Origin of the sequence: Cytobacillus dafuensis, assembly GCF_007995155.1 — a bacterium.
GTDB classification, from domain to species: domain Bacteria; phylum Bacillota; class Bacilli; order Bacillales; family Cytobacillaceae; genus Cytobacillus; species Cytobacillus dafuensis.
Genome location: NZ_CP042593.1, coordinates 4,191,499 through 4,206,992, shown reverse-complemented (window position 1 = coordinate 4,206,992; position 15,494 = coordinate 4,191,499). Strand labels below are relative to the sequence as shown.

16 protein-coding genes are annotated in these 15,494 nt (G+C 39.2%); 14 read left to right on the top strand and 2 right to left on the bottom strand.

Features of this window, described 5'->3' with window-relative positions; translation table 11 throughout:
- Positions 1 to 129 precede the first annotated feature (129 nt).
- The 12 genes from moaA (at position 130) to uvsE (ending at position 12,947) form a co-directional block, all read left to right on the top strand.
- A complete protein-coding gene (gene moaA, locus FSZ17_RS20145; protein WP_057773949.1) occupies positions 130 to 1,143 on the top strand; it encodes a GTP 3',8-cyclase MoaA in 1,014 nt (337 codons plus the stop codon).
- Positions 1,144 to 1,242: 99 nt separating this feature from the next.
- Positions 1,243 to 1,698, top strand: a complete 456-nt coding sequence (locus FSZ17_RS20140; protein ID WP_228460241.1) for an SRPBCC family protein — start codon at positions 1,243 to 1,245, stop codon at positions 1,696 to 1,698.
- Between the two features lie 32 nt (positions 1,699 to 1,730).
- Positions 1,731 to 2,240: a (2Fe-2S)-binding protein gene (locus tag FSZ17_RS20135; RefSeq protein WP_057773699.1), complete on the top strand. Its 510-nt coding sequence runs from the start codon at positions 1,731 to 1,733 to the stop codon at positions 2,238 to 2,240.
- A gap of 2 nt (positions 2,241 to 2,242) precedes the next feature.
- Entirely contained in the window at positions 2,243 to 4,588 is a 2,346-nt protein-coding gene (locus FSZ17_RS20130) for a xanthine dehydrogenase family protein molybdopterin-binding subunit (RefSeq protein ID WP_057773697.1), read from the top strand.
- Between the two features lies 1 nt (position 4,589).
- A complete protein-coding gene (locus FSZ17_RS20125) occupies positions 4,590 to 5,453 on the top strand; it encodes an FAD binding domain-containing protein (RefSeq protein ID WP_057773695.1) in 864 nt (287 codons plus the stop codon).
- Positions 5,454 to 5,752: 299 nt separating this feature from the next.
- Positions 5,753 to 6,085: an XdhC family protein gene (locus FSZ17_RS23810; RefSeq protein WP_057773693.1), complete on the top strand. Its 333-nt coding sequence runs from the start codon at positions 5,753 to 5,755 to the stop codon at positions 6,083 to 6,085.
- Between the two features lie 30 nt (positions 6,086 to 6,115).
- Positions 6,116 to 6,937 carry an XdhC family protein gene (locus FSZ17_RS20120; protein ID WP_057773691.1) on the top strand — a complete coding sequence of 274 codons (822 nt, stop codon included), beginning with the start codon at positions 6,116 to 6,118 and terminating at the stop codon, positions 6,935 to 6,937.
- A gap of 11 nt (positions 6,938 to 6,948) precedes the next feature.
- Entirely contained in the window at positions 6,949 to 7,563 is a 615-nt protein-coding gene (locus tag FSZ17_RS20115) for a nucleotidyltransferase family protein (RefSeq protein ID WP_185150648.1), read from the top strand.
- A 99-nt stretch (positions 7,564 to 7,662) separates the two neighbouring features.
- Positions 7,663 to 9,711: a sigma 54-interacting transcriptional regulator gene (locus tag FSZ17_RS20110; RefSeq protein WP_057773687.1), complete on the top strand. Its 2,049-nt coding sequence runs from the start codon at positions 7,663 to 7,665 to the stop codon at positions 9,709 to 9,711.
- A 15-nt stretch (positions 9,712 to 9,726) separates the two neighbouring features.
- On the top strand, positions 9,727 to 10,611 hold the full coding sequence (locus FSZ17_RS20105; protein WP_057773685.1) for a 5-oxoprolinase subunit B family protein: 885 nt from the start codon (positions 9,727 to 9,729) through the stop codon (positions 10,609 to 10,611).
- Positions 10,611 to 11,585, top strand: a complete 975-nt coding sequence (locus tag FSZ17_RS20100) for a 5-oxoprolinase subunit C family protein (protein WP_057773683.1) — start codon at positions 10,611 to 10,613, stop codon at positions 11,583 to 11,585. The genes FSZ17_RS20105 and FSZ17_RS20100 overlap by 1 nt, the downstream gene beginning before the upstream one ends.
- A 396-nt stretch (positions 11,586 to 11,981) precedes the next feature.
- On the top strand, positions 11,982 to 12,947 hold the full coding sequence (gene uvsE / locus FSZ17_RS20095; RefSeq protein WP_057773681.1) for a UV DNA damage repair endonuclease UvsE: 966 nt from the start codon (positions 11,982 to 11,984) through the stop codon (positions 12,945 to 12,947).
- On the opposite strand, the gene FSZ17_RS20090 is transcribed toward uvsE, so the two are convergent.
- Complete coding sequence (locus tag FSZ17_RS20090) at positions 12,935 to 13,414, bottom strand: pyridoxamine 5'-phosphate oxidase family protein (protein ID WP_057773680.1); 480 nt, start codon at positions 13,412 to 13,414, stop codon at positions 12,935 to 12,937. The two genes, uvsE and FSZ17_RS20090, sit on opposite strands and share 13 nt — an antisense overlap.
- 127 nt (positions 13,415 to 13,541) lie before the next feature.
- Entirely contained in the window at positions 13,542 to 13,907 is a 366-nt protein-coding gene (locus tag FSZ17_RS20085) for a carboxymuconolactone decarboxylase family protein (protein WP_057773679.1), read from the bottom strand.
- A 214-nt stretch (positions 13,908 to 14,121) separates the two neighbouring features.
- On the opposite strand from FSZ17_RS20085, the gene FSZ17_RS20080 reads away from it, so the two are divergent.
- A complete protein-coding gene (locus tag FSZ17_RS20080; RefSeq protein ID WP_057773677.1) occupies positions 14,122 to 14,385 on the top strand; it encodes a transcriptional regulator SplA domain-containing protein in 264 nt (87 codons plus the stop codon).
- Positions 14,382 to 15,410: a spore photoproduct lyase gene (splB, locus tag FSZ17_RS20075; RefSeq protein ID WP_057773675.1), complete on the top strand. Its 1,029-nt coding sequence runs from the start codon at positions 14,382 to 14,384 to the stop codon at positions 15,408 to 15,410. The genes FSZ17_RS20080 and splB overlap by 4 nt, the downstream gene beginning before the upstream one ends.
- Positions 15,411 to 15,494: the final 84 nt, after the last annotated feature.

Genomic DNA, 15,494 nt, shown 5'->3' with positions numbered 1-15,494 from the left:
CAAAAGAGAAGCTTTTGGGAGGAAGTGGCATATATGAGCGCGATAAGTGCAAATACGCCTCTGTCTTCGCCTTTTCAAGGCTCGCCAATCGGCGAGTTTTCTTTAAAAAGGAGTGTAGTCATGTCTAAAATGTATCCTATTCATGATCAATTTGCACGGCCGCTTCGGGATTTGCGAATATCGGTAACAGATCGATGTAATTTTAGATGCCAATATTGCATGCCGGAGGAGATTTTTGGACGAGATCATGTTTTTTTACCGAAGCAGCAATTGTTAAACTTTGAAGAAATCGAGCGATTAGCATCAATCTTTACACAACTTGGGGTTAAGAAGCTTCGAATTACAGGCGGAGAGCCCTTAATGAGAAATGACTTACCTCGACTCATCTCTCTTCTATTGTCTTTAAAAGGAATCGAAGATATTTCTTTGACTACAAATGGGGTGCTGCTTAAAGGGTATGCCAAGAAGTTAAAGGATGCAGGTCTTAAGAGGATTAATGTTAGCCTCGATACGTTAGATGATGCCATATTCAATAAGTTGAACAGCCGAGTGTACAAGGTGAAAGATGTGTTAGAGGGGATTGAAGCTGCGGCTTCCGTCGGGATGAAAGTAAAAGTAAACATGGTCGTTCAAAGAGGAATTAATGACCATGATATCATTCCTATGGCTCAACACTTTCGCGGAACTGGCCATGTTTTGCGCTTCATTGAATTTATGGATGTAGGTAATTGCAATGGATGGGATTTAAAAAAGGTTGTTTCAAAAGAGGAAATGATCAAGTTAATCCATGAACAAATGCCACTCGAACCAATAGTTCCTAATTACTTTGGGGAGGTAGCTTCGCGTTATCGATACAAAGGAACAGACGAAGAAATAGGTGTGATCTCTTCTGTGACCGATTCTTTTTGCAGTTCATGTACAAGAGCGCGGTTATCAGCGGATGGTCAACTGTATTTATGCCTATTTGCAACGAAAGGATTTGACCTACGAGAGTTATTACGTTCAGAAGCTAGCGATACTCAAATCAGAGATAGAATAATAGAGATTTGGAAAGGCCGTTATGATCGATATTCTGATGAACGGTTATTACAAACGAATCAAGCGAATCGTAAAAAAATTGAAATGTCGTATATCGGAGGTTAATGCTTCAAATAGCCGAAGCGTTACGAACAAAGTTTGTGATTAATTATTTGAATATTATGATTATGAGAAAAGAATATGAATCAAAACTGTTTTTAAGGAGTGATCGCTTTGAAAATTGAGCATTCATACACTTTCAAGAGTATCCCAAGAGAAGTGTTATGGAGAACTATTCAAGATAAGGAGGTGTTGAAAAGAACATTACCAGGCTGTAAGTCATTTGTTGAAGTGGAGGACAATGTTTTTGAATCGGAGCTAGGTATTAGTATTGGTCCAGTTAAGGGAGTATTTATAGGCGATGTCCGCCAGGTAGATAGGAAGGAGCCTGAGTTTTACCGTCTGCTTGTTACTGGTAAGGGCAAGCCGGGTGAGATTGATGCTGACGCGGAAATGGTTCTATTGGAAACAGAGGAGGGAACCATTCTTCAATGTCTGGCAGATGTGAAGTTAACAGGAATCCTAGCTTCTGTTGGACAGCGAGTTATGAGTGGGGTAGCGAAAGTGGTTATTGGTCAATTTTTTAAAGAGATTGATAAAGAGGCGAAGCAACTGGTCTAGCATAATCAGATATTGATTGGGAGGTGCAGGAGATGGCAATTGAAAATGTAAATGTAAAGGTGAAAATCAACGGAAAAGAAAGATGCGCGAAAGTAGAACCGCGAACGCTGCTTGCGCACTATATTCGTGATGATCTTGGTTTGACAGGAACACATATAGGCTGTGATACGAGCCAGTGTGGCGCATGTTCAGTGATGGTGGATGGTGAAGTGGTGAAATCCTGTACGGTGCTAGCCGTACAAGCGGATGGATCAGAAATTACTACAGTAGAGGGACTTGGGGATGTGAATAATTTGCACCCAATCCAGCAAGGTTTTTGGGAGAAGCACGGATTACAATGCGGCTACTGTACGCCTGGTGTCATGATGGCGATGGTTGGTCTGTTGAAGCAAAACCCAAATCCGAGTGACGAGGAAATTCGCGAAGGACTTGAAGGTGTCATTTGCCGCTGCACAGGCTATCAATTTATTGTGGAAGCTGTCAAACATGCTGCACAGATAATGAGAGAAACGGAAGTTCAATTAGTAGGGGAGGAGCGCTGATCATGACAAAGGTTGTAGGTGCTCGACTGAAGCGAAAAGAAGATCCAAAGCTCATAACAGGTAACGGTTATTTTTCAGATGACATACAATTACCGGGAATGTTGCATGCCGCTATTTTGCGAAGCCCTCATGCTCACGCCATGATTAAGAGCATCAATGTGGAAGAAGCCTTAAAGGCACCAGGAGTTGTCGCGATTTATACTGGAAAAGATTTAGAAGGAAAAATTGGCCCTGTTCCTTCATCATGGCTTGTCCCGGGATGCAATCTGAAAGAAGCCCCGCAATATCCATTGGCGATTGATCGGGTGCGATATGTTGGAGACGGTGTCGCACTTGTCATAGCGGAAGGGCGTTATGCTGTTCGCGACGCAATGTATTTAATTGATGTGGAATACGAAACTCTTTCTCCAGCTGTAGGGCAGAAACAATCCATGCAAAATGATGCACCTCTTGTTCATGATGATATAGAGAATAATATCGCCTTCCATTGGAAAGCTGGAGAAATACCTGAAGAGGTTTGTGAGAATGCAGAAGTAGCTATTCGACAAAGCTTCTATATTCAGCGAGTAGCTCCGAGCCCCATTGAAACACGTGCGGCAATTGGTCAGTACAATCCTGGAAGCGGGGAATTAACACTTTGGTGTACGTCCCAAAATCCTCATATTCATCGCATGGTTTTATCCGGAGTACTCGAGATCTCCGAAGCAAAATTACGCGTGATTGCGCCAGATATGGGTGGTGGTTTTGGAGGGAAAATTGGTGTATATCCTGATGAAGCACTTGTTGGCTATGCAGCTCGTGATTTAGGTCGTCCTGTGAAATGGATTGAAGAAAGAATCGAACACTTTACGGCTTCAAACTATGGACGAGATGAAGTCCTTGACGTGGAGCTATTTGGAAAAAGGGACGGAACCCTAAGTGCGATTCGTGTCAAAAATACACATAATGTTGGTGCGTATTTATCCACAATGGGACCAGGGGTGTCAACCATTGATTTTGGTTTAATGGTAACAGGATGTTATAAAATCCCTTATGCTTCATGCGAAACATTTGGTGTATATACAAATACAACACCAACTGATGCTTATCGTGGGGCAGGAAAGCCGGAAGCAACATATCAGATTGAACGGGCAATCGATTTGTTCGCAAAAGAAATCGGGATGGACCCTCTTGAGCTTAGAAGGAAAAACTTTGTACAAAAAGAAGAGTTTCCTTTTACAAATGCACAAGGCCTATTATATGACAGCGGTGATTATGAAAAACCGCTAACAAAGGCTTTAGAAATGTTTGATTATAACAAATTCCGGGAAACACAGAAGGAATTACGCAAGCAAGGAAAATTAATTGGAATTGGATTCTCTACTTATGTTGAGTTATGCGGTTTTGGCCCCTCAAAGGTGGCTGGTGCAATCGGATTCCAAGGGGGAGTTTGGGAAAACGCAACTGTTCGTGTCCATCCGTCTGGAAAAGTAACTGTTTATTCAGGAACATCTCCACATGGCCAAGGACATGCCACAACCTTTGGTCAAGTCGTTGCAGAAAAACTAGGCATACCTATGGATGACATTGAACTCGTCTTTGGAGATACAAAGGCAATTTCTATGGGGTGGGGGACATATGGTTCCCGTTCAGTAGCTGTAGGGGGGACTGCAGTTTCCATTGCGACTGACCGTGTCATCGAAAAAGCAAAGAAAATTGCCGCTCATGAGCTTGAAGCGCCAGTAGAAGATTTAATATTTGAAAAAGGTATCTTTTCAGTGAAAGGTGCTCCAGGATTTGAACGAACTTTTCAGGAAATCGCAAAATCGGCAAACATGGCTTGGAATTTACCAGAGGGTCTGGAACCATCACTTGAAGCGCAGTCCTTTTTCGATCCAGAAAACTTTGTTTATCCGTTTGGTACACATATTGCGGTTGTTGAAGTTGATAAAGAAACAGGACAAATTGAAATCAAACGCTATATCGCCGTTGATGATGTTGGGCGAGTCATCAATCCATTGACAGCTGAAGGGCAGGTTCATGGTGGTATTGCTCAAGGGATTGGTCAGGCACTTTGGGAGGGAACGGTGTATAACGAAGATGGACAGCTTTTAACAGGTACCTTTATGGATTATGCAATGCCTAAGGCACGTTTCTTCCCGGAAATCGAAACAGCCTTTACAGAAACTCTGTCCCCGGTTAATCCACTTGGTGCAAAAGGTATAGGAGAAACAGGAACGACTGCATCGACTCCTGCGATCATGAATGCAGTCATGGATGCGTTAGAACCATATGGGATTAAAGATATTGAAATGCCGTTGACACCTGAAAAAGTGTGGCGTGCGATTTCTGAAAGTGAGGGCAAGTGAATTGATACCTTCTAAATTTGATTATGTTCGCGTAAATTCAATTGATGAGGCAATCCAACAAATGAAGCAATTTAACGGCGAAGGAAAGCTGATTGCCGGGGGACATAGCCTAGTACCACTATTGAAATTTAGATTATCGGAGCCGGGAGCATTGATTGATATTAGCCGTATCTCAGAGCTTAAAGGCGTGCGCAAGGAAGGGGACCGCATTGTCATTGGTGCTTTGACTACCCATTTCCAAATTGCGAATGATCCGATCGTGAAAGAATACATTCCGGTATTATCCGAAACTGTGCGTCAAATTGGTGATTTGCAGGTGCGAAATCGAGGCACGATTGGCGGAAATATTGCCCATGCTGATCCGGCTGCCGATTTGCCTGCTGCTGCCTTCGTCCTTGATGCTGAAATAGCTATTCATGGAGAAGACGGACCGGAAATGATGAATATTGATAGTTTCATTGTGGGGCCGCTCATTACAATGCTGCCTGAAAACAGTGTATTAACAAGTATCTCTTTTGCCATTCCGCCAGCTCATACGAAGGCAGAATATCTCAAATTCTCCCATCCAGCATCAGGTTACCCAGTAATTGGCGTTGCTGTTGTTGCAGGCGTTGGAGAAAATGATGTCATTGATTACATTCGAATCGCCATTACGGGTGTTGGAAATGTTGCGTATCGGGCAACTTCTGTAGAAGAGAAACTTTTAGGCCAAACATTGTCACAAACCTTGTTAAAAGAAGCTGCCCAATTAGCAGCTGAAGAAGGCGACATGGCAAGTGATCTATTCACTTCTGAGGATTATAGAAGAAACCTGTGTAAGGTTTATACAGAACGTGCATTAAAGAAAGTATTTTTAAAAAGATAAGAAAGTATAACTTTTCCCGAGTTAGAGAAATGTCTAGCTCCAGCGCCTACCCCCTCGAGGTCATAAGCCATTCCGCCAAGAAGGTTAAAGAACAACCTTCCTGTCGGCCCGTCTTATGTTTGTCAGGGGTGAGCACTAAGGAAAGCTCCTTAGAATAATCATCGCAGGAACAATCTGGTTTTTGATTGTTCCGAAGGCGCTTGCGCTTTTCTTGTTGATAGATGAATAGAATAGGGGCGCATCTTCTATAAGAACGCCCCTTTTTAGTTGGACAAAATAGATTCATAGGAGGTATTGATATGTATGAAAATGAATTAATTATTGAAGCGATTGACCGGACACGAAAATCAGGCCGAAAATCTGCACTAGCAACGGTTGTCAGTGTTGGTGGTTCAGCTTATCGACGAGAAGGGGCGAAAATGCTTGTTGATGAGGAAGACAACATGATTGGGATGATTTCAGGTGGCTGTCTAGAGTCAGATGTCGCTGAAGTGGCAAAATCTGTAATAAAGTCTGGTACCCCTATATTAAAAACGTATGATCTGGATGAAGATCTTGTATGGGGGCTTGGGCTTGGCTGTCCCGGTACGGTGAAAATTTACATTGAACCTGTCGAACCTGAAGCAATTTAAGACAAAAAAATAAATAAATGGAGGGATACAATGTTAGAGCTATCACCGTTTGAAGCGTGGTTAAGGAGTTTCAAAGAAGAGGAAGAGTGTGTTCTCGCGACGATACTGCCAATAAATCAAATACAGACTGAAAAGGAACCAGGACGTCTCTTTATTTCTAAAGGAAATATAATCATAGGTGATCTGGGTGATGATGAAATCAACCTGCGTGTGAAAGAAATAGCCTTAAGAAAATTAAATGAAACAAATCCGAAGTCAGAAACACGTACATTCACGCTTCCGGGTGGAATAGAGATTCATGTGTTCATTGATGTATACATTCCTCCTTCTGAACTAATGATTTTTGGGGCTGGCCATGATGCGATGCCAGTGGCAAAATATGCGGTTTCTTTAGGCTTTAAAACTACAGTCGTTGACCAGAGAGAGTTTTATAATAGTGAGGAACGCTTCCCATCTACAAATAGGCTCATTGCTAAAACGAGTGAATTTCAGGAAAAAGTTAAAATTGGCCAGAGAACATATATCGTTGTTATGAATCACCATATTGAGAGGGATCAGGAAACATTGAAATTTGTTTTACGGTCGCCATCGCCATATATCGGTGTTCTTGGTCCGCGCTCTAGGCGTGTTCGCATGCTTAAGGCGCTGGAAGAGGATGGTATCTATTTTGAGAAAGAGGAGCTCGAAAGAATGTACAGCCCGATTGGTCTCGATATTGGTGCTGTTTCACCTGAAGAAATCGCTCTAAGTATTTTAGCGGAAGTCGTTGCGAAAAAGAATGGCTATACAGGCGGATTTTTACAAGACTCTAAATATATTCATAAATCACCGGAGACAAAAGAGCTGGTATGAAAGGAAATAGGATGAGTTCATCAATTTGTGCTATTATTCTTGCGGCTGGTACATCTACAAGAATGGGGCAGCCAAAGCAATTACTATTATTAAAGGAACGGCCACTATTAGAGCATGTGATTCGTGTTGCAGCCTCTGTGGATTTTTCCGAAATTATAACTGTAATCGGCTGTGAAGCAGTCAATATACAGAAAGCGATAACAATAGATGATCCTCGCTTTCGCTGGGTTGTGAATGAAGATTATTTACTTGGGCAAAGTTCCTCTTTAAAAACAGGTATCTCAAACATTGGGAAGCAGCATGCGGGTATTATGGTTTTTCTTGGTGATCTGCCTTTTATTGCGAAAAATACTGTTCAATCCATTTATCAGATAGGTGCCGATATGCTCTTGGAAGGTGAGAAGAGCTTCATTGTTCAACCTGAGTATAAAGGGACACCAGGACATCCTGTTTTTTTTGGACAATTTGATAGAAATCTATTTATGCAGCTGAAGGGTGATCGTGGTGCTAAGGCAATTATGAATCATTTTTCACATCGCAAACTTGTTTCTGTGGAGGATGAAGGTATCGTATTGGATATTGATACTCAGGGAGACTATAAGAAGATAAAAAATCTGAATAAATAGAAATATCTATATTTTCCGATTAATAGGTTCCTATTTGCTACTAGAATAAGTATAATTGGTTCATATGAGGCTTGTTTTTATCAGGAGGGGTCGGATAGGTTGATCATTTGGAAAGATATTTTGCAACCGATTTCAGTCTTTGTTGATATACATAGTTCAATTGGAGATGTCATTCATCATTTCTCTGTACAAAATGTGGATATTATCTTTGTAAAGGATAAGGGGGCTCTAATTGGTTATTGTACAATGGAGCTTCTATTAAATCAAATCGCTCAAACCTCAGATTTAACCCAACGGATTAGCTATAAAAATGATATTTTAAAAGTGCCGCAATTTTCTCCTGTGGAATTTTACCATAATGTTTCATTAATAATTGGAGTAGATGCTAATGAAGAAATTATTGGCTATACGACCATTGATCAGGCAAGACATAATATCAGTGAGCTAAGGCTAAAGGATATCAATCTGCTTTTACACGGTGCTGGTGTAGGGATTGTTCGGACAAATATCGATTACCAAATTGAATTTATTAATGAGACGGCAGAAAATATTTTAGGCATCCCCAGTTCATTTTTATTATTTCGAAACTATAAAACACTTTTAACGAGTGATAAAAATCTGGATAAGGTTATGGATGGAGAAACGCTTGTAAGTATCAACTCTTCGATTAACTTTAAACAAATCAGTGGAAACTTCTATCCTTTAAAAGTCGATGGAAATATAACAGGACTTGTCCATGTTTTTTTCTCAAGAGAAGTTTTCGAAGAGGCCGTACAAGAGTTAGATTTTGTTCGTAATTTGAATTCAGATTTACAAGCTGTATATGCTTCTTCCCAGGAACAAATACTTGTGATCGATGATAGTGGAAAAATCATCCGTGTAGCAGGAATGTTTCTAAGGGACTTTTGGAAAGTGGACAAGCCTGAGAAAATCATCGGGAAAAATATTGATGAATTTTCAAAAAGAAACATTTTTCAGCCGAATGTTTTTGAATTGTGCCAGAAGCAAAGAAAAAAAGTTACTGCAATTCAGGATTCCGTTGGAAACTGTAGAATATGGTCAGTTGCGACCCCGGTTTATCACGAAGGGAGATTAGAAAAAGTAGTTGTCCTTTCTAGGGATATTACGCCTGAAAGTACCTCACTCCCCATTCAATCTGGAGAAGGAACAGGTCAATCACTACATAACCGTAATGAAATAAATAATAAAGAAAAACGACTTGTTTATCGTTCGAAAAAAATAGAACAATTAGTCACAGAGATCAAACGAGTGGCTCAATTTAATTCAACCGTTTTACTCGAAGGCGAATCAGGTGTCGGAAAAGAAGTATTCGCCCAAAAAATCCATACAGCAAGCCCCCGAAGCAAACAGCCATTTGTCAGAATTAACTGCGGTGCGATTCCTGAAAACCTAATCGAAAGTGAATTGTTCGGATATGAGAAAGGTTCTTTTACGGGAGCAGACAAAAATGGGAAAGCGGGTTTATTCGAGATTGCTAATAACGGTACGCTATTTCTTGATGAAATTGGCGAGCTGCCTTTAAATATGCAAGTAAAGCTATTACGCGTGCTGCAGGAGAGAGAAGTGACGCGGATAGGTGGGATACGACCAATATCGATCAATGTCCGGATTATTACGGCAACGAACAAAGATTTACAAGAAATGGTCAATCAAGGGGAGTTTAGGGAGGATTTATACTATCGATTATACGTCATTCCATTTCGTATTCCTTCCTTACGGGAACGGAAAGAAGACATCCTGCCTTTATCCATTTATTTTTTGGAGCAATTCAATCAAATGTATGATATCAAAAAAAGTTTTACCCCAGAAGCCATTGAAGTATTAGAAACATATGCGTGGCCGGGAAATGTAAGGGAACTCCAAAATATAGTAGAGCGATTGATTCTGCTGACCGAGGGAGAATGGATTCAGCGGGAGCATGCATTGAAATATCTATACGGTGAAGTGCAAAAAAAGAAAAAACAACTATTTGTTTTAGAACTGATGCCGCTGAAAGAAGCTGTAGAAGAATTAGAAACTCAGCTAATAGAACGAGGAATGCAAAAATATCGAACGGCCGATAAATTATCAAAAGTATTAGGAGTTAGTCCTGCTACGATCAGCAGACGGATAAAAAAGCTGAAATAATAAGGGGGGCACTTAATGTTTAATTTGCCTGAAACTCACTTTAATTTCGGCGGAGATGAATATATTTATGCTGAAATATCCCGTGATATGAGAATTGAAAGTAATTTTAAAGCACTGGCTGTTACGGATGAGCTGAGAAAAAGGGAAATACCCGGAATTATTGATATTGTTTCATCCAATTCATCCTATTTAGTTCGCTATAATCCGGACATCATCTCAGCAAGAGATCTACTAGACTATTTAAAAGAAATAGATTTAACCAAAAGCGATCCAACAAAGTTACATTTTTCTGTTCGAATAGTAGAGATTCCAGCATGGTACGATGATCCGGTATCGAAAGAATTTTCCTACCGCTTCAAGAATAGACACCCCTCACCAGACTTATCGGACTTTGAGTTTGTCATGAAGGTAAATGGATTTACAGACAAGGAAGCATTTATTAAATGTCATTCAGAGACTCCTTATTTAATTACGATGGTTGGTTTTTTGCCGGGAACGGCTTGGCATTTTCCACTCGGATTACAGCCAAACGAAATCATCCAAGCCCCAAAATATAATAGTCCTCGAACGGAAACACCGGAAAGAGGGATTGGCTTAGGTGGGGCATTCAATGTCATTTACCCAGTAAATGGGCCAGGAAGCTATCAGCTTATAGGCCGGTCTGCTATTCCTGTTGTCGATCAAAACAACCAATTAGAGGCCTTAAAAGAGACTTCTTTTTTAGCTAGACCGGGAGATATTTGGAAATATCGCCCTATAAATGAATCCCAATATAATAAGATTTCAAGTGAAGTAAAAACCGGAAAGTATCGATATAAAATGAAAGAAATTGATCTATCACCACTTGAATATGCCGAAAAAGGCAAACAATATGTCCGAGAGTTAATGGGGGATTTTTAATGATCGAAGTGAAGGATCCGGGGTTATGGACAACAGTTCAAGATATGGGACGAGTGGGAAAGTATCATCTGGGCATTCCTCCATCGGGAGCAGCTGATAAATACTCCTTTTTAATCGGAAACCTTCTTGTCGGAAACCCAGTAGAATTTGCAGCACTTGAAATGACGTTAATAGGCGGAGAGTTTGAGTTTCATAAAAACTTAATCATCGCTTTAACAGGTGCACCAATGGAGGCTTACTTAAATCATCAACCTTTATCCTTATGGGAAACACATTATGTGAAAGAAGGAGATATATTAACAATAAAAGCTTGTCCAATAGGGGTGAAAAGCTATCTATGTATTTCTGGAGGAGTAAATGTCCCGGATGTATTAGGCAGTAAATCGACCTATGAATTAAGTCAAATTGGAGGCTTTTGCGGCAGAAAATTAATTGCAGGAGACAGGATACCAATTAACGAACCATTACCAGGCGCTTCAAAGCAGATTGGTAAATTCACCCCATTGGAATTTGTCCCATCCTTTCATCATTTTCAAGAGTTACGTGTCATGATGGGGATGACAGGTTATTTAATGAATGATCATGCTCTAAAAACCTTCCTCAATTCAGAATGGTCGGTATCGCATGAATCCAATCGAGTTGCTTATCGTTATAAGGGTCCAAAGGTGTCCTTTACGGAGCAGCATCCACCATTCGGTGCAGGAAATAGTTTTTCCAATGTTGTTGATATTGCTTATCCCATTGGCTCTGTTTTGTTTACAAACGAAGAAGAACTCATTGTGCTGCAAAATGATGCAACAACGGGCGGGGGGTTTATTACGATTGGTACCGTCATTAGCCAGGATTTAGATCTAATCGCCCAATCAAGACCATTATCGAAATGCCGTTTCATCGCAGTAACCATTGATCAAGCCATGCAAGCTCGAGCTGAAAGAACAAAAAAGCTGGATGCATTGGTTCATTTGATAAAGTGAAACTTCAATCAGTGGGGGCTTTCCTCATCCCCCACTGATTGTTAGTTGAACTTATCGGGCCTTTACGGGCAGTTGATCCCCCACTTACTCTTCTTTGTTTTACTCGAATCATTGAAGTGGGGGACTTACTGCCCGTTAATCTGCGATAAAAAGATAGGATAAGCAAGGAAGGATTTTATTTCGCTTATTCTATCTCCTTTATACCCACATTTCAAAGTTGTCAGCCATCATTTAATATCAAATTCCACTTTTAATTTAATGTATAGATTGTAGTTTCCTAAGAATTAATTTCTTGAGATTGTGAGATCGAGTTTATGCTCTAAAAAGAAATGTATAAAAGTGTTAAATTGTCTACTTTTTCACCATTATATCCATACTGTAGATGAGGTGGAATTAATGACAATTATACGTCTTGGGTATGTTGCTATGAGCATGGGACTAAAAAGTGCATCCCCATCTAAAACAATGACATTTGCCCAGTTTCAGAAAATAGGGAATCGTGAAGCTGCTATTCAAAAACTGGAAAGTATTACGCTAATAAATTTACAAAATACTCTCAGGCATCTAAAGCATAATGCTGCTTCAGAAATTCATTTTTATCGTTTAACCTCGCGTCTTATTCCTTTAGCAACCCATGAGGTACTTAAAGATTGGGACTATTTATCGCCGCTGCAAGGATCGCTCCGAACAATTGGGGATTTTGCAAAGAGATACAAGATGAGAATTGATTTTCATCCAGATCACTTTGTTCTGATTAACTCAAAGGAAAAACATATCTTAATAAATTCTTTAAATACGTTAAAGCTGCATTATTTATTACTAAAGGGAATGGGGATTGACTCAACTCATCGTTGTGTTATGCATGTGGGCGGCAATTATAAGGAGACTGAAAAATCACTTGAACGTTTTATTGATAATTGGATGGAGGTCCCAAAATCTATTCAAAAAATGATTATGCTTGAAAACGACGATACTTCTTTTACACTTGAAAATACGTTATTTTTATGCGAAAAACTGGGGATACCGCTTGTTTTTGACTATCACCATCACCTTGCCCATCATCAAAATATAAATTGGGAAACAAACTGGGATCGGGTTGTGCACACATGGAGGGATTCTCCACTTCCTATAAAAATGCACATATCTAGTCCAAAAAGCGAGACTTCGTTTCGTTACCATTCAGATTTTATTGACTCTGGAATGTTTTTTAAGTTCCTAAAAGAAATTAAGGGCAGTGTTACGCAAATTGACTGTATGATTGAGGCCAAAAGAAAGGATGAAGCACTGTTCAAATTAATGGATGAAATCAAGACAAGAACGGATGTTGAAATCATTGATGGCTCTTCCTTTCATTTGAAGTAAATGAAAGGAAAGCCTTTTTGCTGGTTAAAAAGTGTCTGCTTTACTGATTTTAAAGTAAGCTCTTGAGATTCTCCGTGTTTATTTAGGATACGGATTATTTCTGGATGTATTTCTAGAAATATATAGTTGGGGTCTTCAGGACCGACGAACCAGCTATTAAAGGATTCATCCCAAAGTTGTTTTTTCAATTCCTGAGAAGTATTCATTTGGCAGGTTCCAGCAATTTCAACATAGGAATCGGACTTTCCTTGTCCTTCATAGCCTAAAAGGACTGAAACAAATGGATTTTTCTCTATATCATCAATTTTCTCAGTATCCATTTTCGTTGGCGAATACAAGATTAAATCATTATTATAAAACGTCATATATCGTGAGTGAGGTTTATTATTTTCAACCGTTGAAAGGACGCCTGTTCTATGATTAGAAATAATCTTAATCGCTTCAGATTTTAAATTTTGATTACTCATGGCTTGCTCCTTTTTAAATAATTTATCGTTCTTTTCCATTTGTTTTTGTAATTAAACAGTCCTAAGCAAAACGGACGAAAATCTTTAAGATTTCGTCCAGAAAGTTATATATAAAAGAATCAAATTCTTACTGCTTTAATTGATTTAATTCCTGAATGCAATCTTGAACAAGTGTAACTGCTTGGCTCATAGCAGCCCCACCGCCAAAAGCTGAAGTCACCCCAACAGCTTCTAGTATTTCTTGCTCACTGCATCCTTGATCAAGACATCCCTTAATATGATACATGATGCAATATTCATCTTGAGCATGAAGACTAATGCCAAGAGCAATAAGTTGTTTTTCCTTTTGGGTTAAGGCCCCATCTTTAAAGCATTCCTCAGTAAAAGAATGATACCTATCTACTAATTCCGGCATTTTTTCAGCGAACATTCCAAGTCCTTCTTTATACCTTAATATTGCCGTTTCGGTAGTGTTTCTTGAATCAAATTGCATGTGTCGTTCAACTCCTCTTTTCAATTTGTTAAGCACATCAAAGATTATTATGAGTAAAATTCAACAACTTAAACGAATTATTTTTATATCTGGATTTAATAATTTCGTTTAAGCTTTTACCATAAACAAGTAAACATATTTTAAGGAATGGAAGGAAAAATTTAAAAAGGAGTTTGTTTACTCTAGTCTACTTTATGTAAGAAAAGGTGATGGAATGGAGCTAAATAACGAAAGCGGAACTTATAAAGCTGGAGATATTGTATATGTTTTTTACCGAAACCCGCACACGCAAAATGTAGCCAATATACAGGAAGCAGCAATTGTAAATGATCCTGAGAATAGAGATCAGTTAGCAGTGTTTCTATATGAAACTTATTATCCGCTTTCAAATGAAATGGCTGTTTATTCTACAGAAGAAGAGGCGGAAGAAGCTTATCATTATTATTTTGGGAATACTTCAGAGGGGCTGTTAGAATGAATCATCCATTTATGCCAAAGCTCGTTTATTTTGAACCAAAAGCATTGGATTATCCATTAGGAAGAGAGCTTAAAGAGAAATTTGAAAAGATGGATGTTGAAATTCACTATACCACTTCCCATAATCAAGTAAGAAATCTTCCAGGAGAAAATGATTTTCAAAGGTATAGAGTTGCCAAGTCTACTTTAGTAGTTGGAGTTAGAAAGACGTTAAAATTTGATACCTCAAAGCCCTCAGCAGAGTATGCTATTCCGTTTGCAACGGGGTGTATGGGTCATTGTCATTATTGTTATTTACAAACAACGATGGGAAGTAAACCGTATATTCGAACATATGTAAATGTGGATGAAATACTAGATGCAGCTGACAGATACATGGAGGAACGTGCTCCTGAACTGACAAGGTTTGAAGCATCTTGTACATCAGATATTGTTGGAATTGATCACATAACCCATTCATTAAAAAGAGCTATTGAACATTTTGGAGAGTCAAAGTATGGAAAGTTAAGGTTTGTCACTAAATTTCATCATGTTGATCACTTACTTGATGCGAAACATAATGGGAAAACAAGATTTCGATTTAGTGTAAACGCTGATTATGTCATTAAGAACTTTGAGCCAGGGACTTCCCCTTTGGAGAAGAGAATTGAGGCAGCAGGTAAAGTGGCGAGAGCGGGTTATCCACTTGGTTTTATTGTAGCCCCGATCTATCTTCACGAAGGGTGGGAGGATGGATATTATCAAATGTTTGAACGTTTAGATGCGGAATTGCCGCCAGAAGCTAAAAAGGATTTAACCTTTGAATTTATCCAACATCGTTTTACAAAGCCTGCTAAGAAAGTGATTGAAAAAAACTACCCTATGACGAAACTAGAATTAGATGAACAAAAAAGAAGGTATAAATGGGGAAAGTATGGAATTGGGAAATACATCTACCAAAAAGAGGAAGAGGAGGATTTGAAAAAGCATTTATTTACCTATATGGAAAAATTCTTTCCAAGCGCTAAATTAGAATATTTCACATAGAAGATACACTTAAGGTGATTCCAAAACATAAATTTGCAATTACATAAATAGCCATGTCATTAAATATTTTCAGTTATATTGATA

Bases quoted from the DNA above. Each gene is read 5' to 3' on its own strand.
- moaA (WP_057773949.1), top strand. From the start codon at position 130: ATGTATCCTATTCATGATCAATTTGCACGGCCGCTTCGGGATTTGCGA.
- FSZ17_RS20135 (WP_057773699.1), top strand. From the start codon at position 1,731: ATGGCAATTGAAAATGTAAATGTAAAGGTGAAAATCAACGGAAAAGAA.
- FSZ17_RS20130 (WP_057773697.1), top strand. From the start codon at position 2,243: ATGACAAAGGTTGTAGGTGCTCGACTGAAGCGAAAAGAAGATCCAAAG.
- FSZ17_RS23810 (WP_057773693.1), top strand. From the start codon at position 5,753: ATGTATGAAAATGAATTAATTATTGAAGCGATTGACCGGACACGAAAA.
- FSZ17_RS20120 (WP_057773691.1), top strand. From the start codon at position 6,116: ATGTTAGAGCTATCACCGTTTGAAGCGTGGTTAAGGAGTTTCAAAGAA.
- FSZ17_RS20115 (WP_185150648.1), top strand. From the start codon at position 6,949: ATGAGTTCATCAATTTGTGCTATTATTCTTGCGGCTGGTACATCTACA.
- FSZ17_RS20105 (WP_057773685.1), top strand. From the start codon at position 9,727: ATGTTTAATTTGCCTGAAACTCACTTTAATTTCGGCGGAGATGAATAT.
- FSZ17_RS20100 (WP_057773683.1), top strand. From the start codon at position 10,611: ATGATCGAAGTGAAGGATCCGGGGTTATGGACAACAGTTCAAGATATG.
- uvsE (WP_057773681.1), top strand. From the start codon at position 11,982: ATGACAATTATACGTCTTGGGTATGTTGCTATGAGCATGGGACTAAAA.
- FSZ17_RS20090 (WP_057773680.1), bottom strand. From the start codon at position 13,414: ATGAGTAATCAAAATTTAAAATCTGAAGCGATTAAGATTATTTCTAAT.
- FSZ17_RS20085 (WP_057773679.1), bottom strand. From the start codon at position 13,907: ATGCAATTTGATTCAAGAAACACTACCGAAACGGCAATATTAAGGTAT.
- FSZ17_RS20080 (WP_057773677.1), top strand. From the start codon at position 14,122: ATGGAGCTAAATAACGAAAGCGGAACTTATAAAGCTGGAGATATTGTA.
- splB (WP_057773675.1), top strand. From the start codon at position 14,382: ATGAATCATCCATTTATGCCAAAGCTCGTTTATTTTGAACCAAAAGCA.